The 26,606-nt window shown below is 32.5% G+C and carries 30 protein-coding genes and 1 tRNA gene; 23 read left to right on the top strand and 8 right to left on the bottom strand.

Annotated elements, in window-relative coordinates:
* Positions 1-9 precede the first annotated feature (9 nt).
* The gene (locus IKS50_RS08880; protein WP_292848644.1) at positions 10-2,448 is read right to left on the bottom strand and encodes a DEAD/DEAH box helicase; all 2,439 of its coding nucleotides are present in this window, start codon (positions 2,446-2,448) and stop codon (positions 10-12) included.
* Between the two features lie 323 nt (positions 2,449-2,771).
* Between IKS50_RS08880 and IKS50_RS08875 the strand changes: the two genes are divergently transcribed.
* Entirely contained in the window at positions 2,772-5,627 is a 2,856-nt protein-coding gene (locus IKS50_RS08875) for a DEAD/DEAH box helicase (protein WP_292848641.1), read from the top strand.
* Here IKS50_RS08875 and IKS50_RS08870 read toward each other — a convergent pair.
* Positions 5,624-6,772 carry an aldo/keto reductase gene (locus IKS50_RS08870; protein WP_292848638.1) on the bottom strand — a complete coding sequence of 383 codons (1,149 nt, stop codon included), beginning with the start codon at positions 6,770-6,772 and terminating at the stop codon, positions 5,624-5,626. The genes IKS50_RS08875 and IKS50_RS08870 overlap by 4 nt on opposite strands.
* A gap of 157 nt (positions 6,773-6,929) precedes the next feature.
* On the opposite strand from IKS50_RS08870, the gene hypA reads away from it, so the two are divergent.
* The 9 genes from hypA to IKS50_RS08825 all read left to right on the top strand — a co-directional run bounded on the left by hypA (position 6,930) and on the right by IKS50_RS08825 (position 12,559).
* Positions 6,930-7,307: a hydrogenase maturation nickel metallochaperone HypA gene (hypA, locus tag IKS50_RS08865; protein WP_292848635.1), complete on the top strand. Its 378-nt coding sequence runs from the start codon at positions 6,930-6,932 to the stop codon at positions 7,305-7,307.
* Between the two features lie 18 nt (positions 7,308-7,325).
* On the top strand, positions 7,326-7,979 hold the full coding sequence (gene hypB, locus IKS50_RS08860) for a hydrogenase nickel incorporation protein HypB (protein WP_292848632.1): 654 nt from the start codon (positions 7,326-7,328) through the stop codon (positions 7,977-7,979).
* 20 nt (positions 7,980-7,999) lie between these two features.
* The gene (locus IKS50_RS08855) at positions 8,000-9,031 is read left to right on the top strand and encodes a DUF354 domain-containing protein (RefSeq protein ID WP_292848630.1); all 1,032 of its coding nucleotides are present in this window, start codon (positions 8,000-8,002) and stop codon (positions 9,029-9,031) included.
* Between the two features lie 44 nt (positions 9,032-9,075).
* Positions 9,076-9,148: transfer RNA gene (locus IKS50_RS08850), tRNA-Ala, on the top strand.
* Positions 9,149-9,186: 38 nt separating this feature from the next.
* Positions 9,187-10,269, top strand: a complete 1,083-nt coding sequence (locus IKS50_RS08845) for a hypothetical protein (RefSeq protein WP_292848627.1) — start codon at positions 9,187-9,189, stop codon at positions 10,267-10,269.
* A gap of 13 nt (positions 10,270-10,282) precedes the next feature.
* Positions 10,283-10,741 (top strand): DUF1890 domain-containing protein, encoded by a 459-nt coding sequence (locus IKS50_RS08840; RefSeq protein WP_292848624.1) that lies wholly within the window; start codon positions 10,283-10,285, stop codon positions 10,739-10,741.
* Between the two features lies 1 nt (position 10,742).
* A complete protein-coding gene (locus tag IKS50_RS08835) occupies positions 10,743-11,057 on the top strand; it encodes a DUF1894 domain-containing protein (protein ID WP_292848621.1) in 315 nt (104 codons plus the stop codon).
* Complete coding sequence (locus tag IKS50_RS08830) at positions 11,054-11,998, top strand: methionine synthase (RefSeq protein WP_292848618.1); 945 nt, start codon at positions 11,054-11,056, stop codon at positions 11,996-11,998. The genes IKS50_RS08835 and IKS50_RS08830 overlap by 4 nt, the downstream gene beginning before the upstream one ends.
* A gap of 18 nt (positions 11,999-12,016) precedes the next feature.
* Positions 12,017-12,559, top strand: coding sequence for a zinc ribbon domain-containing protein (locus IKS50_RS08825; RefSeq protein ID WP_292848615.1), 543 nt, complete (start codon positions 12,017-12,019; stop codon positions 12,557-12,559).
* A gap of 44 nt (positions 12,560-12,603) precedes the next feature.
* On the opposite strand, the gene cobM is transcribed toward IKS50_RS08825, so the two are convergent.
* Positions 12,604-13,356: a precorrin-4 C(11)-methyltransferase gene (cobM, locus tag IKS50_RS08820; protein ID WP_292848612.1), complete on the bottom strand. Its 753-nt coding sequence runs from the start codon at positions 13,354-13,356 to the stop codon at positions 12,604-12,606.
* A 97-nt stretch (positions 13,357-13,453) separates the two neighbouring features.
* Between cobM and IKS50_RS08815 the strand changes: the two genes are divergently transcribed.
* From IKS50_RS08815 to IKS50_RS08800, 4 genes are read left to right on the top strand one after another with little or no spacing between them, the layout of a single operon-like run.
* Positions 13,454-13,846 (top strand): hypothetical protein, encoded by a 393-nt coding sequence (locus IKS50_RS08815; protein ID WP_292848609.1) that lies wholly within the window; start codon positions 13,454-13,456, stop codon positions 13,844-13,846.
* Entirely contained in the window at positions 13,843-14,346 is a 504-nt protein-coding gene (locus tag IKS50_RS08810; RefSeq protein ID WP_292848606.1) for a hypothetical protein, read from the top strand. The genes IKS50_RS08815 and IKS50_RS08810 overlap by 4 nt, the downstream gene beginning before the upstream one ends.
* A gap of 10 nt (positions 14,347-14,356) precedes the next feature.
* Positions 14,357-14,737 (top strand): carboxymuconolactone decarboxylase family protein, encoded by a 381-nt coding sequence (locus IKS50_RS08805; protein ID WP_292848603.1) that lies wholly within the window; start codon positions 14,357-14,359, stop codon positions 14,735-14,737.
* Between the two features lie 4 nt (positions 14,738-14,741).
* Positions 14,742-14,993 carry a hypothetical protein gene (locus IKS50_RS08800; protein WP_292848600.1) on the top strand — a complete coding sequence of 84 codons (252 nt, stop codon included), beginning with the start codon at positions 14,742-14,744 and terminating at the stop codon, positions 14,991-14,993.
* Here the strand turns inward: IKS50_RS08800 and IKS50_RS08795 are convergent.
* Genes IKS50_RS08795 through mtxX form a run of 3 tightly spaced genes read right to left on the bottom strand, consistent with a single transcriptional unit; the run spans position 14,990 to position 17,241 of the window.
* A complete protein-coding gene (locus IKS50_RS08795) occupies positions 14,990-15,751 on the bottom strand; it encodes a TatD family hydrolase (protein WP_292848597.1) in 762 nt (253 codons plus the stop codon). The genes IKS50_RS08800 and IKS50_RS08795 overlap by 4 nt on opposite strands.
* 2 nt (positions 15,752-15,753) lie before the next feature.
* Positions 15,754-16,518 carry a polyprenyl diphosphate synthase gene (gene uppS, locus IKS50_RS08790; RefSeq protein ID WP_292848594.1) on the bottom strand — a complete coding sequence of 255 codons (765 nt, stop codon included), beginning with the start codon at positions 16,516-16,518 and terminating at the stop codon, positions 15,754-15,756.
* A gap of 9 nt (positions 16,519-16,527) precedes the next feature.
* Complete coding sequence (mtxX, locus tag IKS50_RS08785; RefSeq protein WP_292848591.1) at positions 16,528-17,241, bottom strand: methanogenesis marker protein Mmp4/MtxX; 714 nt, start codon at positions 17,239-17,241, stop codon at positions 16,528-16,530.
* 114 nt (positions 17,242-17,355) lie between these two features.
* On the opposite strand from mtxX, the gene IKS50_RS08780 reads away from it, so the two are divergent.
* From IKS50_RS08780 to IKS50_RS08770, 3 genes are read left to right on the top strand one after another with little or no spacing between them, the layout of a single operon-like run.
* The gene (locus tag IKS50_RS08780; protein ID WP_292848587.1) at positions 17,356-18,582 is read left to right on the top strand and encodes a hypothetical protein; all 1,227 of its coding nucleotides are present in this window, start codon (positions 17,356-17,358) and stop codon (positions 18,580-18,582) included.
* A 22-nt stretch (positions 18,583-18,604) separates the two neighbouring features.
* Complete coding sequence (locus IKS50_RS08775) at positions 18,605-18,910, top strand: hypothetical protein (RefSeq protein WP_292848584.1); 306 nt, start codon at positions 18,605-18,607, stop codon at positions 18,908-18,910.
* Positions 18,907-19,197, top strand: coding sequence for a hypothetical protein (locus IKS50_RS08770; RefSeq protein ID WP_292848581.1), 291 nt, complete (start codon positions 18,907-18,909; stop codon positions 19,195-19,197). The genes IKS50_RS08775 and IKS50_RS08770 overlap by 4 nt, the downstream gene beginning before the upstream one ends.
* Before the next feature lie 19 nt (positions 19,198-19,216).
* Here IKS50_RS08770 and IKS50_RS08765 read toward each other — a convergent pair whose 3' ends face one another.
* Positions 19,217-19,594 carry a hypothetical protein gene (locus IKS50_RS08765; protein ID WP_292848578.1) on the bottom strand — a complete coding sequence of 126 codons (378 nt, stop codon included), beginning with the start codon at positions 19,592-19,594 and terminating at the stop codon, positions 19,217-19,219.
* A gap of 178 nt (positions 19,595-19,772) precedes the next feature.
* Here IKS50_RS08765 and IKS50_RS08760 point away from each other — a divergent pair, with 178 nt between their 5' ends.
* The 3 genes from IKS50_RS08760 to IKS50_RS08750 are packed head-to-tail and all read left to right on the top strand — an operon-like array spanning position 19,773 to position 22,992.
* On the top strand, positions 19,773-20,198 hold the full coding sequence (locus tag IKS50_RS08760) for a universal stress protein (protein ID WP_292848575.1): 426 nt from the start codon (positions 19,773-19,775) through the stop codon (positions 20,196-20,198).
* 7 nt (positions 20,199-20,205) lie between these two features.
* A complete protein-coding gene (locus tag IKS50_RS08755) occupies positions 20,206-20,592 on the top strand; it encodes a hypothetical protein (protein ID WP_292848571.1) in 387 nt (128 codons plus the stop codon).
* 24 nt (positions 20,593-20,616) lie between these two features.
* Positions 20,617-22,992: a CDP-glycerol glycerophosphotransferase family protein gene (locus tag IKS50_RS08750; protein WP_292848568.1), complete on the top strand. Its 2,376-nt coding sequence runs from the start codon at positions 20,617-20,619 to the stop codon at positions 22,990-22,992.
* On the opposite strand, the gene IKS50_RS08745 is transcribed toward IKS50_RS08750, so the two are convergent.
* On the bottom strand, positions 22,982-23,794 hold the full coding sequence (locus IKS50_RS08745; RefSeq protein ID WP_292848565.1) for a hypothetical protein: 813 nt from the start codon (positions 23,792-23,794) through the stop codon (positions 22,982-22,984). The genes IKS50_RS08750 and IKS50_RS08745 overlap by 11 nt on opposite strands.
* Positions 23,795-23,926: 132 nt before the next feature.
* On the opposite strand from IKS50_RS08745, the gene IKS50_RS08740 reads away from it, so the two are divergent.
* The 3 genes from IKS50_RS08740 to IKS50_RS08730 are packed head-to-tail and all read left to right on the top strand — an operon-like array spanning position 23,927 to position 26,540.
* Positions 23,927-24,835 carry a LicD family protein gene (locus IKS50_RS08740; RefSeq protein ID WP_292848562.1) on the top strand — a complete coding sequence of 303 codons (909 nt, stop codon included), beginning with the start codon at positions 23,927-23,929 and terminating at the stop codon, positions 24,833-24,835.
* Positions 24,822-25,589, top strand: a complete 768-nt coding sequence (locus IKS50_RS08735; RefSeq protein ID WP_292848559.1) for a LicD family protein — start codon at positions 24,822-24,824, stop codon at positions 25,587-25,589. Before IKS50_RS08740 ends, IKS50_RS08735 begins: the two co-directional genes overlap by 14 nt.
* Before the next feature lie 15 nt (positions 25,590-25,604).
* Positions 25,605-26,540: a phosphorylcholine transferase LicD gene (locus IKS50_RS08730; RefSeq protein ID WP_292848556.1), complete on the top strand. Its 936-nt coding sequence runs from the start codon at positions 25,605-25,607 to the stop codon at positions 26,538-26,540.
* The last annotated feature ends 66 nt before the right edge of the window (positions 26,541-26,606 follow it).

Genomic DNA, 26,606 nt, shown 5'->3' with positions numbered 1-26,606 from the left:
TTCAATCTCCTATATTAAGTATATTTCATCAAATCCAATGTATTCTTCATCTCTACTCCATCCGAGAGCTACATTTGGTATATTAAAGTGTTTATTCTTGCGGGTAAATCCTACAATTGACTGATTTAGGCCAACTAATAGCAATACACTTTCGGCTCTTGAAAATGCAACAAAATAAAGGCGTGTTAAATCATCAAATGATCTATCTTTTTCGCTTCTTGTAGGTTCTCCGAGTTCACTGTATTGCCGTATTGTATCTTCAATTGTAATGTTTTCAGGTTCCTTATTAGGAAATCTTAATCTTTTAGTTTTAACATGATTGTCTCTGAATCTGGAACCCACATCAACAATAACTAATGGGAATTCCAATCCTTTGGATTGATGGATTGATAAAACATTTATTCTGTCATCCGGCAATGTTTCAAGCAATGTTTCATCGATTTCTATTCCTCCAGTTGACAGGGGGATAAAAATATTCCATATTGCTTCCAGAATTGATTCTTTTTCTTCTTGTTTATTAACAAATGAGATATTCGAATAGTATTTGCTGAAAAAACCAGTTTGGGTTATGGATTTGGTTATTGCCTCTAAATAAACAATTCCTTCGACATCCTCTTGCAAATCTTCAATCCAAGTTACTAATTTATAAGCCAACTCCATTAAACTAGCTTTTTTAGGCCATTTATCAGTGCCTCTAGGTATTCTATTCTGCCAATACAGGACAAATTGACTTAATGTAAGCGGTTCACGAGGTTCTGGATTAAGTTTAATATACTCTCGCGCAGCTGCTCTCCATCTTGTCATTGTTACTTTGGCCAAATTTGGAATTGTTTTATCGCTGATTTGAATTTTACTTTCAGGGTCTATACATTCAAGCAATAGTCCACAAAATATTGAAACGACATCTATCTTTTGCAGTTCGATTCCTCTTGGGTTGAACACTTCAATTGGGTTTTTTTGCTTTTTAAGATTCTTTCTAAGATAATATAATAATGAACGGGAACCGAATTGGTTCTCTTTAGGCGAATAGGATAATATTGCTATATCTGATGCGGACCCAAATTCGCTATTTAGTTTCAGACTAATCCTTTCAATATCCTTTCCTTCTTTTTCTTTTTGCGCATTGAGTTGTTGCAGTTTAGCAATGTCAATGTTTCCATTTACTTGTTTGAAATATTCCTCATCAAGGACTTTTAAGACTTTTAAATTAACTTCACCTTTATTTATCAGTTTTGAAATTAAATTGGACAAGTCCCTTGAAAGCATTTCAACATTATTTCTAAACAATCCAAGGACTGGCATTTTATCTTTTTCAAAATCAGGAGCAATAATTTTAGGTTTATTTTTAACTCTTGCTGATTGATATTCCTCATCAATTTCAACAAACCGATTGCAATGGTTAATGATATTTTCCGTAGAGCGATAATTAGTTTTAAGATTGATTTCCTCAACATCTATTCCTAATTTATCTTTAGCTCTCTTTTTATAATTTGTAAATAAATCTACGGTAGCCCCTCTGAATCTGTAAAGTGATTGGTCATCGTCTCCCACAACAGTGATATTACCATTGTTTTGCAGTGCCGATTTAGCAATAGTAAAGTAGATGTCCTCTTGAATCAAGTTTGTATCCTGATATTCGTCTATTAAAACGATTTTAACATTATCTAAAAACACATCTAATTTATGCTGTTTAAGCAATTTTAAGAATCTGGATTCGACCATTGCAAAATCCATTGTGTTTCTCTTGATTAGTATTTTTTCATAGTCTTTAATACAATCAAGGGCTGTTCGCATCCCTTTGTCGTTTTCAACGGCATCATATAATTCATCCATGTTTACTTGGTCGTGATAGATTCTATCTTTTATTTCAAGTATTGTTTCACTCATTTGAGAGGGTTCATCAAGCCTTTCCCTACCGGTTAATCTTTTTAGAAATTCCTGTAAATCTTTATCCTTATATCTTTCATTTTCACTCAGTATTTTTATCATTGCGGAGTTTGAAACAAATTTTTCAATGACTATAGGATGGTTTGTTCCAGGATCTCTGTTTTCCCGCATTATCTCGTCTGCGAGTTTATCAGTAGTGCCTACCTTTATCTGGTTAAAATCGATTCTGACTATTTTTGTGATAATGTCAAAGTCATCCGTATTCTCAGCAATATAGTTTTTTATTTCATCTCCCCAACCCAAAATCCTTGAATTTAACTCTTCAGCCGCTTTTTTTGTAAATGTTGTTGCTAGTATTTCACTCGGATTAATGTCGTCAACAAATATGAATTTTAATATTTTCAGAACCATCACTGTTGTTTTACCGCTTCCGGGACCTGCAACTAAAAATAATGATTGGTTAGTTGGCGATAATATTGCCTTTTTCTGGTCTTCATTTGAAGAAATATCCCTTTCAAGTACTTTTACAACAATTTCTTCAAATTCTTCATATGAAATCATTACGTTACCTCTCTTAATTAAATGTATGTATTAAAGTTATTTATAATGATTTAGAGAGCATTTGAAAACTATTTTAATTAACTTTTTTTGATGTAATATCACAAATATTTGAGCTATGAAAACTTTTATTTAATCAAAAAAATAGATTGAAAATCATGGGAGTAAACACTTCCATAATATGCATAAGTTAGAAGCAATTTTGTTTCTAACTTACTATTTTTAAGGAATTTAAATTTTTCGAATACTTATCAAATGCTCTCTCGTTTGATTTATATAAAGTTACGATTAAAATATAAACATTAACTAGGGGTTTAGCTGATATTATGGGAGAGGTTGACAATATTGATATGTTTAAAAATGATGTGAGGTATAGGGAGAATATAGCTCATGTTGAAACAATACCTGCTAAAAAAGCTAGTTTTAAAAAAGTCGATAATTTAAACGAAAGAATTGTTGAGTATCTTTCCTCAAAAGATATTAGATTATACCAACATCAAGCGGATACATATGAGGCTATCCAAAATGGTGAAAATGTCATCATAACCACACCTACTGCTTCTGGAAAAACTTTGGCTTTTAATTTGCCCATAATGGAAACAATGATTGAAGATAAAGATGCAACAGCATTATACATCTACCCTGCAAAAGCCCTGTCAAATGACCAGCTGCATGTTTTGGAAAACATGGAACATGAATTAGATATAAAAATCAATCCCAGAACCTATGATGGAGACACACCAAGGGAAGATAAAAAGGGGATACGCGAAAAGTCAAGGATTGTTTTAACCAACCCTTATCAACTCCATTTAATTTTATCCTGGCATCATCAATGGTCAAGATTTTATAAAAACCTAAGATATATTGTAATTGACGAATCACACTACTATAAAGGAGTATTCGGTTCAAATGTTGCTTTTTTGATTAAAAGACTGAAAAGAATAGCAAATTTTTATGGATCATATCCCCAGTTTATTTTATCTTCAGCCACTCTAGCTAATCCTTTAGAGTTGGCTAACCGTTTAACTGGTGAAGAATTTGCGCTTGTTGATAATGATTCATCTCCAAGTGGTGAAAAAGACTTTATTTTATATAATCCTTTTAAAAATTATGTAAGAAAGAAGACCAATACTCAAAATGCCCCTTCAGTCCATATGGAAACAGAAAATATCTTCATGTACATGATGTTAAAGAATATTCAAACATTATGTTTCACTGTTTCACGAAAAACAACAGAGTTAATTGCAATGTGGGCTAAAAATGACATGACTCAGGTTAAGGGAAAATTGGCCAGCAGAATTGCAGCATATCGTGCCGGCTATCAGGCCAAAGAAAGACGTGAAATTGAAGAAGGCCTTAAAAGCGGCAAATACTTGGGTGTAACATGCACTAATGCATTGGAATTAGGCATTAACATTGGTTCTTTGGATGCTGTTATTATTTCGGGTTATCCTGGAACCATGATTTCTACATGGCAACAGGCCGGAAGATCAGGTAGAAGCAATCAAAAATCTTTAGCTGTTTTAATAGCTTTTGAAAATCAGCTTGACCAATATTTTATGAACAATCCAAAATTCTTTTTTGATAAGGCTCATGAAAATGCAATCATCGATTTAACAAATCCTATCCTACAAGAAGCTCATTTGTTATGTGCCGCAAAAGAACTCCCGCTTCAAAGAGGGGAATCGGAAAAATACTTTGGAATATCTCAAAATTTGATTGACGAATTAGTTTCTAAAAAGGACTTATATGAAAATCATAGAGGAGATTTCATATATCCTTATGATGACAATCCTGCAATGGATCACTCTCTTGACCAGATATCTTCAGAAGAATTTAGAGTAATGAATAACGGGCAACTTCTAGAGACAATGGAGAGATCACAGGTGTATCGTGAAGCTCATGAAGGAGCTATCTTAATTAACAAGGGAGATACCTATGTTGTTAATGATGTAAATTTAAAAAGCAGGTTTGTCAATGTATCTAAACAAGCTGTTGATTATCATACAATGGTTTTAAATCAAACAGAGATTAATATTAAAAAGAAATTATCAAAAACAAATTACGGTAATTTAACAATACACTTTGGAGAGTTAACTGTCAGCGAAGATTACTTCAAATATAAAAAAATGCAATTTTCAAAAGTAGTCGGAACCTATCCGCTGGAACTGCCTCCTTTAAGATTTAATACTAAGGGGTTATGGTTTACAATTCCAAAAAAAGTTAAAGATACTCTTGAAGACATGTTTCCAAATGAAGAGGAGGTTTTTGCTGGAGGCCTTCATGGAGCGGAACATGCATTAATTGGTTTATTCCCGCTTCATACGATGTGTGATAGATTTGATATTGGAGGATTATCTACTAATTATCATGAAGATACTCAAGAAGCTACTATTTTTATTTATGATGGTTATGAAGGTGGAATTGGCATATGTGAAAAAGCAGTTGAGGTATTTGTCGATTTGCTTAACTCCACAATTGACCTATTAGAGAATTGTCAATGCCAAAGTGGCTGTCCTGCCTGCATTTACTCACCAAAATGTGGAAATGATAATAAGCCATTACACAAAAATGCTACAAAATTTATCTTGAAGTACATGTCCCGTCTTATCTCTAGTGAGGGCACTGTTGAAAAAGGGGAAGTTATTATTGAAGCTGAAGAAATTGATGAATTTGGTGATGCATTAGAATTATATGATAAGGGAGATTATTCAGCTTCAAAAGATGTTTTAAATAGTGTTTTGGCTCATGATAATAAGCATTCAAAAGCTTTGGCTTTAATGGCTAAAATATTATATGAACAAGATCAAAGAGATATCGCATTGGTATTTGCCAGAAAAGCCCTATCCTGTGATAAGTCCAATGAAATGGCAATGGAACTTGAACTTTTACTGACAAATAAACCTCAAAAGCAGGCTGTTGAGTTGAGCTCTCTTGATGATATCGATACATTATATGAAGAGGCATATGATCTATTTAATCAGGGGGATTTAGCAACGGCTGCCGAAATTTTGGAGAATCTCCTAGATTTTGATGATAAAAATTCAGAGGCGCTAGCATTAATGGGCTTAATTTATTATCACTCAGGCATATTCCCAAAGGCTATTGAATATTATAAGAAAGCTTTAAAAATAAATAAAAATGGCGAAATGGTTAAAGAATTAAAAATGAGAGTTTCTTAAGAAGACCGGGCGTAAGGCGTGAAACCCTCCTCAAAGTGTTCGCATACTTTTTCTAATTCTTCTGGAATGTCAATGTGTTGAGTGCAGTAATCAATGCATGTCCCACAGTAATTGCATTCGTCAGCAGGAACTTTTTCATCAGCTAATTTATCAAAGTACAATCTGTAAATGTTTGATTCCGGGCGATTTGTACTAAGATTATATAAACTGAAATATTCGGGAATTGGAATCATTTCAGGACATGCATCAACGCAATATCCGCATTCGCTGCATGAAACTGCAACTGTTGAATTTAATTTTTCAGTCATTTCTTCCAGAAATTCCATTTCTTCACCGGTTAATGGTTTGAAATTTTCAAAGGTATTACAGTTATCAAGTAAATCATCCAGTTTGCTCATGCCGCTTAATACAATTTTAACATGTTCGAGTGAAGCACAGAATCTTAATGCGAAACTAGCTATGGATTTATCGGGGCTGAATTCTTTAAAATCGTTTTTTATTTCATCATTAGGGTTGACAATAACTCCGCCTTTTAATGGTTCCATAACATAAACATCAAGGCCGTGTTTTACACATAAGTCATAACATTTGTGAGATTCGATTGCAGGATCTTCCCAGTCGAGATAATTTAGTTCTAATAGGACAACATCCAGGAAATCTCCATATTTATCTAGGACCTCTTCTAGTAATACTGCTTTGTCATGAAAACTTATACCAATTTTGCGGGCAATTCCCTCTTCTTTCATTTTTTTAACATATTCGAATGTTTTGTGTGTTTCAGCAAGTTTATGCCATGGAGTGTTAATATTGTGAACTAAAAATACATCAAAATAATCGATACCTAATCTTTCAAGCATTTGGTTTACAAATTTGTCATTATCTTCTTCACTTGTTAACGCCCAGGTGGGCATTTTATCACAGATTTGATAAGATTCACGAGGATATCTTTCAACGACGGCTTTTCTTATAGCTACTTCACTAACTCCATTATGATAAGCATAAGAAGTGTCAAAATAGTTAAAACCTTTTTCCATGTATATATCAACCATCTGGTTGAATAGTTCCTGGTTAACGGATGTTGGGTCATTTGCATCAATTAGCGGAAGCCTCATACACCCAAAACCGAATTTTGATTTGTAAGTCATAACACTATCTCCATGGATATTTTTATTAATTGTTAAATATAAATGTTGCTTTTAGCAACAGTTTATAGTATTACTTTAAATATATCCATATATTAAATACTTTTATAAATAAATAAAACTAAATTTAATGTATTAAAGTTTAGATAGGAGTAATAAAATGCATGAATTATCTATGGCTCAGGGTATTATAAATGCAGTTCTAGAAACTGCTGAGGCAAATAATGCAACTGAAGTTAACGAAGTCACTGTTGAAGTAGGTAGACTAGCCATGATTAATCCAGAACAATTAGAGTTCATATTAGGTGTTTTAATAGATAATACTATTATGCAAGATGCAGAAATTAAATTTGAAGAAATCCCTGCCGAAATTGAATGTCATGATTGTAAATTCCATGGTGAAGCTATACTGGATGATAGTGACCATTATGCTCCACTTGTTAAATGTCCTAAATGCGACAGTTTGAGTGTAGAAACTTTAAATGGGAAAGATATTGTTGTTAAAAATATTGTTATAGAGAAACCTGAGGATGTTTAAATTAATTGAGGTGAAAAAATGCACCAAGTAGCTGATGTAGAAGTAGCAAAAAATATTATGGATGCAAATAAAAAATTAGCAGATAAAAACTTAAAAAATTTGGAAGAAAAAGACATTTTTTGTGTTGATTTTGTAGGAGCAATCGGTTCCGGTAAAACAACACTTGTAGAAGAAATCATTGATAATACTGATTATAAAATAGGTGTTCTAGCCGGAGATGTAATCTCAAAATTCGATGCAGGACGTATTGAAAAACATAATGTGCCTGTTGTAGGTTTAAACACCGGTAAAGAATGTCACTTGGATGCACATTTGGTAGGCCACGGTTTAGAAGATTTGCCGTTAGATGATTTGGACATGGTCATTATTGAAAATGTGGGTAATTTAATCTGTCCTGTTGATTTTGAATTAGGTTCTCACTTGAGAATAGTTGTTGTAAGTGTAACTGAAGGTGATGATACTGTAGAAAAACATCCAATTATTTTCCAAACATCAGACGTAGTTGTAATCAACAAGGTTGACCTTGCAGATGCTGTTGGAGCAGATGCAGATAAAATGGTTGCAGATGCTCAAAAATTAAACCCTAACGTTAAAGTCATCAAATCCAGCTTAAAACAAGGTTGCGGATTAGATGAAATTATACAAGTCATTGAAGAAGCAATGAATAACTAAATAATGATTCAGGTGGTAACATGAAAGTATGGATAGACATTTCAAATGCTCCTCATGTAAGGTTCTTTAAAGATGTAATAAAATATCTCGAAGCCGAAGGTGAGGATGTAATTGTTACAGCAAGGCAATTTGGAGATATCCATAAATTACTTGAAATGTATGAAATTGACTTCATTTCTGTTGGAAAACATGGAGTCAGCCTATATGATAAACTTAGGGAGAGTACTCAAAGAGTATTTAATCTTGTAGATATTATTCATGGCGAAAATGTTGATGTCGCCCTTAGCAAGCATTCTATAGAACTTCCAAGAATCTCATTCGGTTTAGGAATTCCAAGTTTATATGTTTTAGATAATGAGCATGCGCTCGCAGCTAATAAATTAACTCTTCCTTTGTGTGACAGGATTATCACCCCGGATATAATTGATTTTTGGAAATTAATGAAATTCGGTGCTGATCCTAATACAATTATTCCATATGATGGTACCTCTGAATTAATGCATTTTAAAAGTTTTAAATATAATGATAATGTTTTCAATGATTTAGATTTAGATTTGACTCATCCAAAAACTATTTTAATGAGGCCTGAACCTTCACTTGCTTCATATTTAGATGCGGATTGTAGAAAATCTGTTTTATCTCCAATAGTTGATGAGTTAAAAAATATGGCAAATATTCTGATTCTGCCAAGATTTAAAGAACAAGCAGATATATTTGAAGGAATTGAAAACGTACATATATTAAAACCTCCAGTTGATACATCCAGTATCATTAAAAAATCAGATCTGGTTATTGGTGCTGGCGGAACAATGAATAGGGAAGCTGCAATCTTGCAGACTCCGGTAATTTCCTGTTATCCTGGAGAAACCCTGTCAGTTGACCAATATTATATTAATAAGGGGTTAATGTATAGGTCTCATGATACTGATGATGTTATTGAAAAAGCATTGGACTTTATTGTCAATCCACATGAGAAGATTGATGTAAAAACTGATGATTTGTTCCAAATTATAATAGATAACTTATATGATTTGGCACGTAATGGCAAATAGTATTTATAGTAATAATTCTATATATTAATAATATTTGTATATATGGGCTGGTAGCTCAGATGGTAGATCGTCGCCTTGGCATGGCGGAGGCCCCGGGTTCAAATCCCGGTCAGTCCACTTAAAAATCAATGAAATAAACGAATTGTGATTAGAATATGTTGTTAATTGCTCAAAACCATTTACAATTGATTGTCGAAATGGCAGTGATACTATTTGCCACATGGATATTTGTTTTAAACTTAATTCCATTATCACTTAGTGTTGTAACCTTTTTATCCCTATTTTTATTAGGAGGCTTCACTTTACTTTTCGGAGCAGACATTGCACTTTTGATAATATCTTCGAGTCAGGCGGAATTTACACATCCATTTGGTCCAATTGCACTTTTAGGTGCGGTTACTGCTCTGGCATCGCTGAAGGTGATGAAAGAATCGGGAGTCGATATACGGCCGCTTAGAAGATTTGTAATATTGTTCATTGCAGGCATTACAGTATTTGGTGGATTGATGCACAGATCCTTTTTAATTTTATGGGTAATCGGTTTGTTCTTTGGTTATTTGATTATTTCAAAATCATTCAGGGAAAAATCCGTTTTTACTATGAATAGGATTTTAACATTTTTAGGTGTCTTAGGAGTAGGTTTTATACTCTTGGAGGTAGTTTCAAGGGTAACTGGAATGACAGTCTTTTCTCCTTTGTTAAGATTAGGCAGGATTGAACAGTACTCCTTATCAAGTATTAAGACAGTATTGCATAATATTCAATTGATTGGCCATAATGCAAATGCTTCCTATTGGGGAGCGGAAGGAACGGCTTTTGCTGAAGGGTATATTACCTTACCAATGCAATTTGTATTGTTCTTCGGATTGCCTTTCCCAATGTTTTTCGGTATATTGGTTAACCAAAAAGATACAATCGACTATTTGCTTCCAGGTATCTTTGGATATGGATTCGACTTCGGTATTTTAGGTTTAGCGGGCCTAATGGTGTTCGTACTTGGAACAATACTTATCGGATTTAAAGTATTGAAGATGTATCGTGAAAAAAGAGAAAAAAATAATAAGAAATTCCTAGGCAAAGAAGTATTATTAACAGGAGCGTTAGCGGCTTTCTGTACACAAGCATTAATTGGTATGTTTTTATTTAACAGAACAATCAATGGTATGGCATTATTTACATTCTTATTTATAGGCACATTAATTTTAGCTAATGTAGTTACATTAAAAACAAGATCATAATTGAGGTAGTTATATGAAAGCTTTAGTTTTACTTGGATGCCCAGAGACTCCATCTCAAACTCCAATGGCAATTTATGTATTTAATAAATTAACCAACTTAGGGTATGATGTTTCAATAGCTGCAAATCCTGCAGCATCTAAATTAGTAAAAATATCTGACCCGGAAGGATTTTATAATCTAAACCTCTTAGATTTGGAAAGAACATTAGGTGAAATTCAACAAGGGGATTATGATTTATTGGTTGGTTTTGTACATAAGGATGCCGCAGCATCATTTTTCGTAACATTTGAACAAATCTTACAGTGCAAATCTCTTGCATTAGTATTTTCAAGAGATGCGGATGAGGTGGCCGAATTTGTTACAATGATTGAAGAAAGTGGCAGTAATGCTGTAATCACAGCTGTAAGAGCTTTCCATAATCCTTCACCAATTAAAGTTAAATTTGACAGAGCAATAAAGGAGTTTGAATAGAATGTCTTTTTGTTTGGATACATACCTTCAACAATCTGATAATTATGAAATCCATGCTTCAAGAGCAGGTTTTAAAGATTGTGCAATGATTATTAGATTCAAGGCAGATGACATTGTTTATATTAAACCTGGAGATCAAGTATTAGGAGTCAGAGTCATAGGCATACCTCCAATTCCAATTGGATTTGACCATGAAAAAGGGACTGTTTTTTTACCTTATACAAAACCTTGTCATGGAACTTCAGTAGTGGAACTTCCAATTGATGAAGAAGAAGTTGAAAAAATCAAAAAATTAGATACCGGTAATAAAAAATGAAATCTACTGTTGTTGGAAGTTATCCAGTAGAGCTTAAAGAACCATCTTCTCCTAAAGATAAACTATTAAAAGCTCTTGGAGCCCATGATATATATAAAGATGCTATTAGAAGTAGTGTGATTGCTCAACTTGATGCGGGTGTAGATATTATATCTGATGGTCAGGTTAGAGGGGATATGGTTTCTATTTTTACAAAGTATATTCCTGGAATGAAAATTGAAGACGGGAATACTATGATTGTTTCCAAAATCCAAAGACCAATTCAGGAAATTTCAGTAAAAGACCTGAAATATGCTAAAAAGGTCATGAGCGATTATTATAATGGCAATATTCCCGAAGGCAAAGGCGTTAAAGGAATCATCACAGGTCCAAATACCATTGTACACTCCTCAAGAATACAGTTTTTCTATAAAAATAGGGAAGATGCAATCATTGATTTGGCTCATTCGTTAAAATATGAAGTAGATGCAATAGCAAAAAAAGTAAAGCCTGTCTATATTCAAATTGATGAACCGTTTTTGTCAACTGGCATGGTTGATATGAAAACTGCCCGCGAATCTATTGATATCTTACGGGATGGTTTGGATGTACCGTTGGGGATGCATGTTTGCGGAATTTTATCTGATGCGTTTAAGGATATTTCCAAATTCAATGTGGATATTCTTGATTTTGAATTTGCAGGAAATAATGTTAATTTAGGCGTTTTAGAAAAGAATGCCGATTTGATAGCCGATAAAAAAATTGGATTTGGTTGTGTCGATTCATCTGTAAACACTGTTGATGATGTTAGTGATGTGGATGAGTTAGTTGCAAAAGCTATTGAAATTGTTGGAAAAGATAATCTGCTTTTAGATCCTGATTGTGGTCTTAGAAGAGCTCCAAAAGATGTTGCTTTTGAAAAATTGAAATTAATGAATGATATCAAAGATAAATATAGTTAATCCCTTCTGGTGTTAATTATGACTGAATATTGCAGTAAATGCGGTGAAAAATTAAAAGAAGATGCGGTATTCTGTGCTAATTGCGGCGAAAAGGTTCCAAATAAAAATAAAACTCTTTTAAATAAATATGTTATTATTATAATAATTATTATTCTAATTGTTTTAGCTGTTTTTTTATCAACCACTTTTCTTTTAAACCAGACTCAAGTTGTCAAAGTCGACAATGTCCAGTTTGAACTACCTGCTGATTATGTTAAAGAGCCGTCCAGAACAGAGATAAGTTATGATGAAAATGTTAAATCAAGTGCAATGGGTTGGAGTAACGACAAGTATTATATAGAAATTGGAGTTACAAAAACGCCAGGAGCCGGTTTTAACAGTGAAGAGGTTGCGGCAAGTTTAGGAGGAACACCTACTAAAATGTTTGGTTATACAGGTTATTATTTAGAATATGAAAATGAGGGTTGCGCATTTATTTTTGGACTTAAAGATGAAGTTTGCATGATTTATGTATCTGATTATGATGCATTTGAAGATGTAAAAGTGATTGGCCGGGTTTAATTGTTAAATTTTTAAAAAAAGTTATTGGGAGGGATGTCCCAATTTTAACGATATTCATGTTTAAAGTTTTTGTCATATAGCTTAGATGCATTAAAGTCACCAGGGTCTAACACATCTCCCACTACAATCATTGCAGTCTTTGTTATATTGGCATCTTTAACTTTTTGTGCAATATCCGCGAGGGTTCCTCTAATTATTTGCTGGTCTGGCCAAGTTGCCTTTTTGACAACTGCTATAGGAGTGGTTTCTTCATAACCTACAAGCAGTTCATCAACTACTTTATCAATCATACCAATTCCCAAAAATATGCACATGGTTGCATGATGCTTGGAAAAACTAGCTATACTTTCGCCTTCAGGTTTTGGAGTTCTGCCTTCCGGACGTGTAATAATAACGCTTTGTGAAATCTCAGGTAAAGTTAATTCCGCTTCTAAAACACTAGCTGTTCCAAATAGTGAACTTACTCCTGGAATAATCTCATATTCAATGTCATGTTTTTTTAATTCACGAATTTGTTCGGCAATAGCACCATAAATTGAAGGATCGCCGGTATGTACGCGGGCAACCAATTTGCCTTCATTGACCGCTTCAGTTATTATTGCATCGGTTTCTTCTAGATTTAAATATGCACTATTGTGAATTTCACAATCTTCTTTTGCAGGGCATAAAACATTTTTATTTACAAGTGAACCTGCATAAATTATGACATCAGCCTTTTCAATTACATTTCTTCCTTTAACAGTGATTAAATCAGGATCTCCAGGTCCTGCACCGACAAAAATTACTTTACCTTTCATAATATTATGTTTACATCAAGTATTATTTAACAATTTTGTATCAAAATTGAACTTAGTTTAGAGTAAAATTTATTAATTTTTAAAATAATTAGAAAATATGGATAATAAAGGGTTTATTTCAATAGAATATTTGTTTTCATTATTTATTGTCATAATTATTGCTTGCGGAATCTTATTTTACGCATCAGAATCAATATCATCAAGTTTAAATATTGAAAGTAGTGTAACGCATAGGTTAATTTTGGATGATGTGGCGAATGTGATAAGCCAAGTTAACTCAAATGGCATTGGTTATTCAAAATACCTTAAGCTACCTTCCGACAAGGGATATTTTGAAATAACTGTCGACAGGAATAAATTGACGATGGAATACGATGACAGGAAAGGCGAATCACTGCTCCCGCTAGTAGATGTTGAAACGAAATATAAGTTAACCAGCGGCAGAAGTTATGTGATTACAAAAACCTCAGATGGAATCGTGATAACATGATGGACGATAATGGTCAAATTTCAGCGGAATTTTTGTTTTTATTCGGTGTTTTAATATTGTTGGTCATGTTATCAATTGTTTTTGTAGCTAATGAGAATGAATTGAATATCGCCATGGCAGCTGCTAGAAATGGCGCTATTGAAGGGTCTGAAAGCTCTTCGAGCGCAATATATCCTAAAGATACATTCACTGTTTACTCAAATTCAAAAACAAGTCTGTTATTTCCATATTCTGTTGAAATTGTGAATGTGTCATATGCCGAATTGGGTTATGATTCCAATTACGAAAAAATGTGGATCAGGTTTATGGTGTATGCAAAAACCTCAGAAAGGTTTGATGACTCAGAATTGGTTTCAATTGGAGATAGGATTAATTACAACTTAAGGAAATCCCTTGCCATAAGTTTCAATACAACTCCTTCTACAAATAAGTTATATAATCCCGTATTTTCATCTCACTATGTTTACACAACAGCTAATGTTAAATGGATTCAGGGATAAAAGTATACTCATGACAAGATATGAGAAAGGTAAACAAACTATAGAAAGTATACAAGAGCGTTCAGTTGAAGAAATTTTTAGAGACTTAGAAGATATTGCACCCGACTTATCAAGATTTGTGGTGGAATTTCCATATTCTGAGATTTATACAAGAGAAGATGTTGATTTAAAGACTCGTGAATTATGCACTGTTGCAGCCCTAACAGTTTTAGGAACTGTCCCTCAACTTAAAGACCATATTAATGCGGCTTTAAATGTCGGCAACTCTCCAAAAGAAGTCGTTGAAATTATAATGCAGATGAGTGCTTACTGCGGTTTTCCAAAAGCCATTAATGGGATAGTGGCTGCAAAAGAAGTATTTGCAAAAAGAGATTTGCTACCTTTGAAATGATAAAATGTACAACATTGATGGAATAAACATTTCGGATATCAATCCTGACAGGGTATGTTTAAACTGTAAGCATTGGCAAGTCAATATTCAAATAAGAGGTCCTGCGGAGGGTGTTATCTGTCGTTTGACTAAAGAACATACGAATCCAACAGACACATGCAGTCAATTCACTCCAAACAGCACCTTTGATAGCTTGCAGGATCCAAACAAATACCATGACAAGTCACGAAAAATGAATGTTTTCAAAAGGTTCTAGATTTTGAAAATCTTTTTGGCATTGCTGGTGGTGATTTCATCAACGGCACTTATATCCATATTCTTTATTTCGGCAATTTTGGCAACTGCTTTTGTAACGTTTGCAGGTTCGTTTCTTTCTTCTTTTGTCATTGCCAAGTAAGGACTATCAGTTTCAGTTAAAACATAATCCAAATCTATTTTTTCAATTAAATCCTGATGATGTTTGGAATAGCAGAGCATGGTTGAAAAACTCATTACACAATTGTCCATATTCATGATTTTTTTAGCAGTTTTTAAGCTACCTCCATAACAATGGAAAACAAAATAAGGAATATCCTCATATTCAGGGATAATATTAACCGCTTTTTTCTCACAGTCCCTTACGTGCATTACGATTGGAACCTTATATTCATTAGCAAGCTCTAAAAATCCTTTAAAAATTTCTTGTTGTCTTTCACGTAAAGCTTTGTCGGTTACATAAAAATAATCCATTCCGACTTCGCCAATAGCGACAATGTCATCTAGGTATTTATCAATATTCTCATGTGCGATTTTAATATCTTCTTCTGTTGCATTTTGTGAGCTTACAGGGTGAAAACCAAAAGTAGGATAAATAAAGCCATTATAATCTTTTGAAAGTTGCAATACTTCCATATTGCTGTCATTGCTGTATCCTGAAACTATTACATGGTCTAATTTATCTTGAGCCCTTTTGATGACTTCGTCGCGGTCTTCATCAAAGTCTTTAAAATCAATATGGCAATGTGTATCAATCATGTTTAAACTCCAAATCTGCGATCTCTTGCTTGATATGACCTAATTGCTCTTATAAAATCGACTTTTCTAAGCTCAGGCCATAAAGTTTCACAGAAATACAATTCAGAGTATGAGGATTGCCAAAGTAAGAATCCGCTTAAACGTTCTTCCCCGCTTGTTCTTATTATCAAGTTAGGGTCTTCTAATCCTTCGGTGTAAAGGTTTTTACTTACAAGTTCTTCATCTACATCGTCTATGGTGATTTTACCAGCTTGTACATCAGCAATAATCTTTTTAAATGAATCTATAATTTCTAAACGTCCGTCATATCCAATAGCTATGTTAAATAATCTTTTATTATAGTGTGCAGTAGCATCTTCAGCCTCTTTTATTGCTTCACGTACACTTTCAGGAATCAATTCAGTTCTACCCACTACTTTTACTCTTACTTCGTTTTTGTGTATCTTTTTGTGGTCTACTAATCTTTTGAAGTTTTTAACGAATAAATTCATTAATCCTTCGACTTCGTGTTTTGGTCTGTTAAAGTTTTCTGTTGAGAAGGCATATACTGTTATGATTTCAATTCCAAGTTCAATACTCCAATCAAGAACTTTTTCTAATGTGTCGACTCCTATTTCATGGCCTTTGACAACATCCATGTTTCCTTGGAGTCGTGAGTATCTTCTGTTCCCGTCCATAATTATAGCAACATGCTTTGGCATTTTCTCTGGTTTTAAATCACGAGTAATGTACCATTCATATAATCTATAAAGTATATTCTCTCCCATTCTTATCACTTATTCTGATAATTGGTTAGCTAATATTAAACTACGGACATAACCATCAATACTTTGGTCTCGGCTTGTATCAATGTAAACTCTATCGATTCCAAATGTTACAGCACCATAACTTGGCCAGGAACTAAGTAAAACAAGTGTTCTAAATATAATATTTCCTACTCTTCCATTAGGTGCAATAATTACATTAGATTTGCTGTTTATTGCTTTTTCTATTAAAATAAAGAAATTTTCTACTTCTTCTGAGGTGTTTTCTTCGATAAGTTTTGTTAATTTCTCACTTTCTTTAATTGAGTTAGATACTTCATTACCCCTTCCAAAGTCGTCTTCCCTTCCTTCGGCAAGTATTGCAATTTTAGGTTTTTTACCTACTTTTTTAAGAAAATCAATACAGTTTTTGGCAATTTCAAATCTTTCTTCTACATTTGTACCTTCATCAATACCAACAGGAGATAATAGGAATTCATAATCATCTCCATTAATATAGGTTGCTCTTGATAAGTTAGGGTAGTATTCTTTGAGTTCTTGCATAATATGGGATGCTGGAAGCGATCCACGAATTACTGCATCTACTCTGTCATCTAAAACTGCCTTGACTAAGTCTTCATCACTATATATTAGTTTTATGTCCGTTTTTGGGTGTTTTTCTTTGAAAATATGACATGCTTGAATAATATTTTCATTATCACCAACACCAATAGCTATTGTTTTCATTAATTTAATTATTTTATTTTTTTATAAATTAAACTTTTCTAATTTTAGCGCTTTTTGTGAAAAATTTTTAAATAATCAAAATTAAAGTATTAATAAGTTGTGGAGATTTTACACATGACAGGCAATATAAATGAATTATCAAGATATAGTAAAAGGGATATCGAAAAGTCAAGGTTGGTAACTTATACTTTGGAAGGGTATTATGGGCCTAGAGTTTTAAAAGAATCATTAAAGAATATTCCTGATAAAGCAAGGGAATTTCAAAAACTTAATTTTACTAGATGTTATGATGAAAAATTTGAACTTTCAGGTGTAGATGTTTATGATGAAGAGATCAGCGATGAGGAAATTATTTTTGTTGAATCTAAGTATTGTCCTGAATGTGGCCGCAAATATCCAAAGTCCGAAAACGTTTGTTTCGAGTGCTTAATTCACCTAAAAGACATCTCCGATGATGTAGATGTTTTTGATATAGAATTCAGCCCCCAATTTATTATTGAAGGGGAAAATGATTTTGATAGCTTCGAGGACTTATTAAATAAGACCAATCTCTCGAAAATTAATGAATTCGATTTTTCAATTAGGGATTTCTCTAAAATTATATATCGTATTAAATCTCAAGCTTTTAAGAATTTTGATAATCTGGTTAAGACAAATGAAATAGATTTTGATTCATTGGATATTCTTGATAAAATAATTTTATTTACAAAATCATTTGTTAATGTTAATTATAAATCATTTGGCGGTCAATTGGGTTATTTTGAAACCGGAACCATATTTATTGATGATAGGCAAACCAAATCTCTACAGATAACCACTTTAATTCATGAATTATCACATTTCATTATTCAGGAAATTTTAATTCATATAATCTGCAAAATATTGAATGCTTCTAGGAACTTATTTATAGAATCCTTAACCTCATTCATCTTATCTTATTCATCATTTACTCAACTGATTGATGAATATTCGGCACATAGCGTTGAAGGAAGATTTACTATTTTCGGATATCAGGACTATTCATCCTATAAACAAATTGAGAAAAGTCTTCAAGGTGAAATGTCAACTAGCGAGATTGAGATAACAAAATCAATTGGCAATACCTTTGCAATCTATATTAAAAAAATTCTAGAATCGTTAATTGATAAGGATTTACGCGAAGAGATAAAAGAACAATTTTTAAGCGATGTATTGGATGACCCGGATTTCAACGCTTTGAGAATGGAAAATTGTCAAAAATTAAACAATGAAGGGTTCATCAAAGCTATTTGGTTAATTTTAAATGAGGGATGTGAAGTTGCAAGTTCCCACATTGATGAATTAGTAGTAAAATATACATAAGTTTTCAAACATATAGTAAACTATGAATATCAAAGACAGAATTTTAGAATTATATCAGGAATGCACTAATGGGACTGTAGATATCAATAAGATACTTTTAACAATTATAACTAAATACCAGCTATTTGAACCTTGCGCCTACTTATCAGAGGATGAAGAATGGGTGGATGTAGTTATTGTATCTTTGGAATCAAAGGAAACAGCACAGCCATTATGCATTAAAAAAAGTGAGATTACTAGTTTTGGAATTTTTAGACATGAACATGTTGATGCAGAAATAGATACTCAAAAGGAATCTGAAGAAGGATCTGAGGATTTATACCAATGAATGAAATTTTTTTAGATGAAAATTTCAATGTTGAGGAAACAACAAAACAAATCAACCATATAATGTCTAAATGGTCAATCCAATTTTTAGACATTAATGGTCCCAATTGGGTAATCTATGATTATGACATGGAAGTAAAATACCTATTCCTATTTCAGGTGGACTTTGAAGACATTGAGACTCGTATAAAATTAGAAGATTTGAAATTAAATGTTATTCATCATATTGAATCTTTAAAAGATGAAACGACATATAGAGACAATTTAATCAATGCGGTATTTATCTAAAAAAAAATAAAAAAAAGAATTAAAAGTTTTTAATTCTTGTATTGTAATATCTTACACCATCAGTATCGTAAGTATACCATCTGTCAACTTCAGCATCATAAGCTTCGCCGATGACAGTTACATATGAATCACTTTGAGGGTCATAAATCCTATAAGTTTTATTAGTGTCGTTGGTGTTATTAGCGGAATTGTTCCCTATGTCAGTGTCATTTGTAACATTTCCATTTTCATCAATCATAATAACTGTTGTGTTATTATCATCGGTTTTGTTTTGGAGGGTGACATTGCCATTAACGGAAGCTTGATCGCCATTTGAAATGATAATATATGCGCCAAGTGCTATAAGTGCGATTACTAAAATAGCAATTGCAGCTAAAATAATTTTATTTTTATCCATATAATCACCTTAATTATATTTTAGATTAATCTACTATTTAATATTTTAAGGTGTAATAATTCATGAAACTAAGCTATAAAGCTTTTTTATAATTTTAATTTTTTTATCATTCATCATTAACTAAAATATATTAACTATTAAATACATAGATATATTTACTTAATAAAGGTGCAAGTAAATGTATAAAAAAATTTTATTACCAACCGATGGTTCAACCTATGCAGACCAAGAAGTAGAAAGAGTGGAAAAATTAATTGCTGACGATGGGGAAATTATTATTTTATCTGTTGCCGGTAGATTAACATCTAGTGCTTTTCAATCAAGAAAAAAAGTAAAGAAAGTTAATGACAAACTCAAAAAGGACGCTATTAAATTTGTTGACCAGATGGCATCAAAATTTGATGATAGTTATAATGTTAAGAAAATGGTTTTAACAGGTTTTCCGGCTGAAACTATTAAAAAAGTAGCTGAAGAAGAGGGTGTTGACTTAATTGTAATATCTGCATCTGGAAAAAGCGGAATTCACAAATTTGTTATTGGTAGTGTTGCTGAAAAAGTACTTAAAAATAGTGAAGTGGATGTATTGTTAGTTCATAATGATTAGGTGACATATGAAAGCAAAAAATTTAGTGATTTTATTAATAATCCTTATTTTAATCATTGCAATTGGAGCATTTTTCTTCATTCAATCTAATTCACACAACACAAAAGTTGAGGTGATTAGTGATTCAACATTGCAAAATGGGGATGCTGTCCAAATCGTCCTAAAAGATGAGTATAGGAATGTATATCCTGGAGAAAAAGTCCATATTAAGATATTAGATGATTCTGGCTGGGCGGATAATTATGATGTTGTTACTGATGATGAAGGAGAAGCGTCAGTTGTTTTATCAACATTTGAAAATGGAAATTATACAATTCACACAAATTATAATGGAACATTATTTAACAAACCTTACCATGGTGTAGATTCATTAGTAATCGATGATGGTTACTAATTATTATTCTTTTTTTGTGATAAAATGGGTTTTAAATCAAAACTACATAATTTTAAAGATTGTGCTGTCAATTCAATGATTTATAATGCATATTATAATAATGATCTTGATGAGAGATTAGTTTATCTGGAATCTCGTGACGGACTCGATTTCACTGGAAATATCTTTAGAATTGCTGAAGAATTATCAAATGAGAAGTATGATGATTTAAAGGTATATGTACATGCAAAACCTCATGTTGTAGATAAGATAAAAGCATATCAAAAGAATTATAATTTAAAAATCGATAAAATTATCACAAAAGAAGCGACAGCTACAAAAATTTTAGAAAAAGCGAAATATATTTTTACAGATTCAGGGATACGGCCGAAATATGTAAAAAGGGATGGTCAGATTTTTGTTAATACCTGGCATGGAACACCTTTAAAAGTCATGGGCAAGTACAATATTCCTGAGGAACATCGTTTAGGCAATGTACAGCATCCATTGCTGTCAAGCGATTATTTACTTTATCCTAATGAGTATATTATGGAAAAAATGCTTGATTCATATATGATTGAAAAGATTTATCCTGGAAAGATATTGCTTGAAGGATATCCGAGAAACAGCGCATTTTTCAAAGAATCAGATGATTTGAAAAATGCTTTGGGTCTAAATGATAAAGAAATATTCATTTACATGCCGACATTTAGGGGAATCCTGATGGATAGGGATAATGAAGGTCAGAAAAATGATGTTGAAGTTTATTTATCAGAAATTGACACTAATCTAAATGACAATCAAATATTATTTGCAAAGTTGCATGTGTTGAACGAATCCGAAATTGATTTTTCTAAATTTAGTCATATTAAAGCATTTCCGGAAGGTTATGAAATATATGATATTGTTAACTTGGCTGACGTACTGATTACGGATTATTCCAGTGTATTTTTTGATTTTGCCAATACCCGACGAAAAATTATCCTATTTAACTATGATGAAGAGGATTACTTGTCATATAGGGGTTTTTATTTCCCGCTTTCAGATTTGCCGTTTCCTAAAGTTCAAACAATCAATGAACTGATAAATGAATTAAATTCTCCAAAAAATTATGATGACACTGACTTTCTGGAAAAATTCTGCACATATGATAATCCCGATGCAGTAAAAAACATTTGCAGACATATCTTTTCAAATGAGAATGTTTGCAATGAGAAAAGCATTGAAAATGACAATCCAAACATTTTGATTTTTGCGGGTGCTTTATATAAGTTCGGCATAGCTTCATCACTTTTTAACTTGTTGAATAATCTTGATCGAGAAAATTATAACTTTTTTTTAACATTTAAGCAATGGGAAGAAAATATTTTAGAAAATCATGAAGAAATTTTCCAGTTAATTCCCGAGAATGTTGAAGTGCTGCCGATAAGGTTTAATCTAACACCTACAGTTCGAGAAAAGCTGGATTATAATAAGTTTTATTTGGCTGATGATGAGATGGATTGTCCGGAAAGTCTTCACAAGTTATTCAAAAGGTCATTTGAAAAACAGTTTGGCGGCGTTAAATTCGATGCCGTAATTGATTATGACGGATATAATCATGATGAGACATTGATGTTTGTTAATTCAGGTAGAAAAAGCAGCGTTTGGGTTCACAATGACATGTTGCAAGAGATTAAATGCAAAGGAAATCAAAACAGGAACATTTTAAGTGAAGCTTACTCTAAAGCTGATAATGTTTGTGTAGTTTCACCAAGTTTAATCAAGCCAACAAGCACAATCAGCCGCAGAAATGACAATGTCCATGTAGTCCATAATCTTAATGATTACGAATCCATATTGGAAAAGGCCGATGAAGAATTAGAAATCAATGCCAATACTGTTGTTTACAATAATGACATCCATAGTGTTTTAGGAAAAGAAGGATTAAAATTCATAACTATTGGCAGATTTTCACCTGAAAAAGGCCATAAAAGATTGATAGAAGCGTTCAATGAATTTTGTATAGACTATCCCGATGCCCAATTAATTATCATTGGGGGTTATGGTGTCGAATATGAAAATACATGCAGATTAATCGATTCTATTGAAAATGGAGATAATGTTACTTTGATTAATAATATCTCAAATCCGATGCCTATATTGAAGGAATGTGATTTGTTTGTATTGTCTTCGTATTATGAAGGCTGGCCGATGGTTTTAATGGAAGCAGATACATTATCAGTACCTATAATCTCTACAGACATTGAATCAACTCGCGTAATGGGTGATTATGCGGGAGTAATTGTTGACAATTCCAAAGAAGGTATTTTGCAGGGAATGTATGATTTCGCAAATGGCAATGTCGGATGTAAAGATTCTGATTTTGAAGAATACAATAAAAAAGTAATAGAAGAATTTAATGAAATCATTAAATTCTAATTTTAAAGGTATTTTTTAAGGAATATTTCTTATTCATGGATTTTAGAACAATTTTATGTTTTCCTTTTGTAAAATATTTTGCTTTTAACTTGATGATTCCTTTAGCATTGGTTTTGAGTTTGAAGACTTTATATTGCTTTCCTGTGTAAACCTTAACTTTTACCTTAAGTTTTTTAACAGGTTCATTGTTGGCTTTATAGGTTATTTTTGTTTTAACGGATTTGCTTGTTACTTTTGGAGTATCTGCAAGGGTTCTGATTTTAGATTTTGTTTCATAGTTGCCTACGGTTGTTTTGATACTTGTATTGCCAGGTTCCCACAACTTGAGGTACATTTTAATGGTTTTTGTCTGACCTGCACCCAATTTGTATACTGTAATCCATTCATCATCATATATTCCATATCCATTATGTCCAATAGGAAGGTGAGCATATTCCTCCCGTTCACCCATATATAAATCCAAAAGATAAACGTCAAATAGATTTTTATTTGTCACTTTAACGGTATATAAAATCTTGTCGCCTACTTTGCCTCTATTGGTTTCGGCTTTTGCAGTAACATAAATTTTGTGAGCCTTATCTTTGTTTTTATATTCAGTGAACACAACAGTAGTGTTATCTTCATCTGTAGTAGTATTTGTATTCTCACTAGCACTTATTTCTCCCATATTGTCAGTATTTTCTAGGATGTCATCATTTTCAGCAGCTAATGTATCAGTAGAATTTTCCGCTGAAATTGCAGCAATACTGGTCATTAATATCAATGACAAAAATACTAATAGGATAACTCCTTTGATATTCATAATTTAACATATGTTCTTTCCTATTAATTAGGTTAATGGTGATGTTTTTAGAATTTAAAGGTTGTAGGTCTTAATTTTAAATTAAATTTATATATTTAGTCAAATAAAAGAATTTGTATTGGTGTGAATGAAATGTTTTTTGATAAATCTGGTGAAGAGATAAATAGGGAAGATTTAATTCCTCGTAAAGATTTTGAAAGGTTACAGCAGGTTGTTGATGTTCATCAGGATTATTTGAATACACTATATGTATTTTATAAGTTCAAACCAACTCCTTTTTTGGAAAGAATTAGGGATTTGTCATATGAATTGTTAAGATTTGTGGATAATGTCTGCAGCAAACATGATTTAACCTATTGGATGGATTATGGCACTCTTTTAGGAGCTGTTAGGCATGGTGATTTTGTTCCTTGGGATGATGATTTGAATGTGGGAATGATGAGAGCCGATTACGTCAGACTCGCTGAAATATTGCCAGGCCATATCGATGATTGTGGTTTAGAAAACGTTTCATGCAATTATGGGCCTGATCAAAAATGGATGCAGATAAATTATCGGGGTCCCGATTTTGCAGATAAGCTAATTGGAATTAACGTATTTCCATATGATTACGTTAAAGGTGAAGCTATTGAAGGCATCGAAGTTAAATATGATGAATATGGATTGAAATTTGAAAATTCTTCCCAATTTATTGATGATTTATATTCGCAGTTGAATCTCACATTCGAAAGGGATGAACATTATATTCCTGGAGTTGAAGGCATTCACGGCAAGGACAACAGATTCAAATTTAAAATAAGGGAAACTGATTTGTTATTCCCTCTTCGGAAATTGCAGTTCGGAAAATATGAATTTCCGGCACCTAATGATTCATTGAAATACATAAGAAAGATTCACGGCAAGAAATTCATCAGCATTCCAAACAAAAAGCCAAAAAATAATAGATTGGTTAAATATAGGGAAATCAAAAGTATTGAGGAAATTCTCAAGAAATCTTGCGACAAATTGAAAGAAGTCAATGATAACCATGATTTTAGATAAGCTGAAAAAAGATAAAAATGAGGAAATAATTTCAGATGAGGATTACGTCTCTAGAAAGGAATTTAATAAGTTAAAAAGACGTATAAATGCTCATCAATACTATCTGAATAACATTTACGTATTCTATTCATTAGAACCAACTCAATTTTTAAAGGAAATTAAGGATTTATCTTATGGGATGATGGAATTTTTAGGTCATTTGTGTGATAAGCATGATTTGACCTATTGGCTAGATTCCGATACCCTCCTAAATGTAGCAAGGCACGGCGAATTCATGCCGGAGAATCTTGACTTGAATATGGGAATGTTGAAATCTGATTTGATGAAATTTGTGGAGGTTTTCAAATCAGAGATGAATAACACTTTTTCAGATAATGTTGCTTATGAATTCAAGGAATCTCCGGAATTCTTTAAAATTACCTTTAAATTCAACGATTTGGAAGATCTTCTATTAGAGGTCAATGTTTTCCCATATGATTATCTTGATGATGAATCTATGGTTAAGGATAGTGAAGACAAACCATTTAAAGCCGATATTCTATTTCCTTTAGGCAAAATGCAATTGGATGATTATTCATATCCTGTACCCTGTGATGTTTACGAATATTTAAAGCATAGAAATGATGATTTTATGTTCAGTTTAAGTAGAGTACCTGACTTTGACCGATTGAACAGATTAAGAAAACAGCCGGATTTATTTGAGATGCTTAAGAGATATAATGCAATGTTTAGAAGTGCTAATGAAAATTTTTAACAATTGGTGTGACTGATGTTTGATAGATTCAAGAAAAAAAGAGTTAAAAAATCTCCTTATCCCACTAAAGAGGAATTTGATAAGCTGGAGGAATTGGTTAACACACAACATGATTATCTGAATAATATTTATGTGTTCCATGAATTGGAAAGGACCCCCTACATGGAGTTAATGAGAACGGTTTCATATGAGTTATTAAGGTTCTTTGACAATGTCTGCAGCAAATATGATTTGGAGTATTGGCTCGATTTTGGAACATTGCTTGGCGCCCAAAGACATGAGGACTTTATTCCTTGGGATGATGATTTGGATGTTGGAATGTTAAGGGCAGACTATTACAAGTTTCTTGAAGTTTTCCCTGAAGAACTTGAGAAAAGCGGGCTGAAAAATGTTGAGGCATGGTTTAAGGAGCCTTCATGGGATTTGAATTCCAAAAGATGGTATCAGATAAATTGCAAACATCCCACTCACAACGGCAAATATGTGGGAATTGATGTTTTTCCTTATGATTTCATCACTGATTTTGATGAGGGTTATGTTAAAAGATTCCATAAGCTACGGCCTGATTTCTTTGATGCATGGAAGGGTGACGTTAGCTTAGAGGAAGCCTTGGAGTCCAGTTGCGACCATTTAAATTTGAGTTTGACTCAGACAGATTATTTCATTGGCGGCGTTGATGGAGGTCGTTTCTATTTCACATCACCATTCAAAATCCTTTATACTAAAGATTTGCTTCCTTTAAAAAGAGTGAAGTTCGGGCCTTATGAGTTTTTGGCTCCTAACAATCCTAATAAATATTTGATTGACATATATGGCGAAAAGTATATGGAAATTGGCAGAAGCATTAAAGAGCATGGGCGTTTAACCAGATATAAAAAATATCCAAATATCATGGAAAAGCTAACTGAAGCCAAGGAAGAATTAATCGAAGTGAATGAAAATTTTAAATAAATTTTTATAAATTAACTATTTGAGTCATAAATTAAATCCTAACGTTTATAATCTATTTAAAATATA

Origin of the sequence: Methanobrevibacter sp., from assembly GCF_017539065.1 — an archaeon.
GTDB lineage: Archaea > Methanobacteriota > Methanobacteria > Methanobacteriales > Methanobacteriaceae > Methanocatella.
This window is presented reverse-complemented; position numbering and strand designations above follow the sequence as displayed.

Excerpts from the sequence above, each read along its gene's own strand:
- IKS50_RS08880 (WP_292848644.1), bottom strand. The coding sequence starts at position 2,448 with ATGATTTCATATGAAGAATTTGAAGAAATTGTTGTAAAAGTACTTGAA.
- IKS50_RS08875 (WP_292848641.1), top strand. The coding sequence starts at position 2,772 with ATGGGAGAGGTTGACAATATTGATATGTTTAAAAATGATGTGAGGTAT.
- IKS50_RS08870 (WP_292848638.1), bottom strand. The coding sequence starts at position 6,772 with ATGACTTACAAATCAAAATTCGGTTTTGGGTGTATGAGGCTTCCGCTA.
- hypA (WP_292848635.1), top strand. The coding sequence starts at position 6,930 with ATGCATGAATTATCTATGGCTCAGGGTATTATAAATGCAGTTCTAGAA.
- hypB (WP_292848632.1), top strand. The coding sequence starts at position 7,326 with ATGCACCAAGTAGCTGATGTAGAAGTAGCAAAAAATATTATGGATGCA.
- IKS50_RS08855 (WP_292848630.1), top strand. The coding sequence starts at position 8,000 with ATGAAAGTATGGATAGACATTTCAAATGCTCCTCATGTAAGGTTCTTT.
- IKS50_RS08845 (WP_292848627.1), top strand. The coding sequence starts at position 9,187 with ATGTTGTTAATTGCTCAAAACCATTTACAATTGATTGTCGAAATGGCA.
- IKS50_RS08840 (WP_292848624.1), top strand. The coding sequence starts at position 10,283 with ATGAAAGCTTTAGTTTTACTTGGATGCCCAGAGACTCCATCTCAAACT.
- IKS50_RS08835 (WP_292848621.1), top strand. The coding sequence starts at position 10,743 with ATGTCTTTTTGTTTGGATACATACCTTCAACAATCTGATAATTATGAA.
- IKS50_RS08830 (WP_292848618.1), top strand. The coding sequence starts at position 11,054 with ATGAAATCTACTGTTGTTGGAAGTTATCCAGTAGAGCTTAAAGAACCA.
- IKS50_RS08825 (WP_292848615.1), top strand. The coding sequence starts at position 12,017 with ATGACTGAATATTGCAGTAAATGCGGTGAAAAATTAAAAGAAGATGCG.
- cobM (WP_292848612.1), bottom strand. The coding sequence starts at position 13,356 with ATGAAAGGTAAAGTAATTTTTGTCGGTGCAGGACCTGGAGATCCTGAT.
- IKS50_RS08815 (WP_292848609.1), top strand. The coding sequence starts at position 13,454 with ATGGATAATAAAGGGTTTATTTCAATAGAATATTTGTTTTCATTATTT.
- IKS50_RS08810 (WP_292848606.1), top strand. The coding sequence starts at position 13,843 with ATGATGGACGATAATGGTCAAATTTCAGCGGAATTTTTGTTTTTATTC.
- IKS50_RS08805 (WP_292848603.1), top strand. The coding sequence starts at position 14,357 with ATGACAAGATATGAGAAAGGTAAACAAACTATAGAAAGTATACAAGAG.
- IKS50_RS08800 (WP_292848600.1), top strand. The coding sequence starts at position 14,742 with ATGTACAACATTGATGGAATAAACATTTCGGATATCAATCCTGACAGG.
- IKS50_RS08795 (WP_292848597.1), bottom strand. The coding sequence starts at position 15,751 with ATGATTGATACACATTGCCATATTGATTTTAAAGACTTTGATGAAGAC.
- uppS (WP_292848594.1), bottom strand. The coding sequence starts at position 16,518 with ATGGGAGAGAATATACTTTATAGATTATATGAATGGTACATTACTCGT.
- mtxX (WP_292848591.1), bottom strand. The coding sequence starts at position 17,241 with ATGAAAACAATAGCTATTGGTGTTGGTGATAATGAAAATATTATTCAA.
- IKS50_RS08780 (WP_292848587.1), top strand. The coding sequence starts at position 17,356 with ATGACAGGCAATATAAATGAATTATCAAGATATAGTAAAAGGGATATC.
- IKS50_RS08775 (WP_292848584.1), top strand. The coding sequence starts at position 18,605 with ATGAATATCAAAGACAGAATTTTAGAATTATATCAGGAATGCACTAAT.
- IKS50_RS08770 (WP_292848581.1), top strand. The coding sequence starts at position 18,907 with ATGAATGAAATTTTTTTAGATGAAAATTTCAATGTTGAGGAAACAACA.
- IKS50_RS08765 (WP_292848578.1), bottom strand. The coding sequence starts at position 19,594 with ATGGATAAAAATAAAATTATTTTAGCTGCAATTGCTATTTTAGTAATC.
- IKS50_RS08760 (WP_292848575.1), top strand. The coding sequence starts at position 19,773 with ATGTATAAAAAAATTTTATTACCAACCGATGGTTCAACCTATGCAGAC.
- IKS50_RS08755 (WP_292848571.1), top strand. The coding sequence starts at position 20,206 with ATGAAAGCAAAAAATTTAGTGATTTTATTAATAATCCTTATTTTAATC.
- IKS50_RS08750 (WP_292848568.1), top strand. The coding sequence starts at position 20,617 with ATGGGTTTTAAATCAAAACTACATAATTTTAAAGATTGTGCTGTCAAT.
- IKS50_RS08745 (WP_292848565.1), bottom strand. The coding sequence starts at position 23,794 with ATGAATATCAAAGGAGTTATCCTATTAGTATTTTTGTCATTGATATTA.
- IKS50_RS08740 (WP_292848562.1), top strand. The coding sequence starts at position 23,927 with ATGTTTTTTGATAAATCTGGTGAAGAGATAAATAGGGAAGATTTAATT.
- IKS50_RS08735 (WP_292848559.1), top strand. The coding sequence starts at position 24,822 with ATGATTTTAGATAAGCTGAAAAAAGATAAAAATGAGGAAATAATTTCA.
- IKS50_RS08730 (WP_292848556.1), top strand. The coding sequence starts at position 25,605 with ATGTTTGATAGATTCAAGAAAAAAAGAGTTAAAAAATCTCCTTATCCC.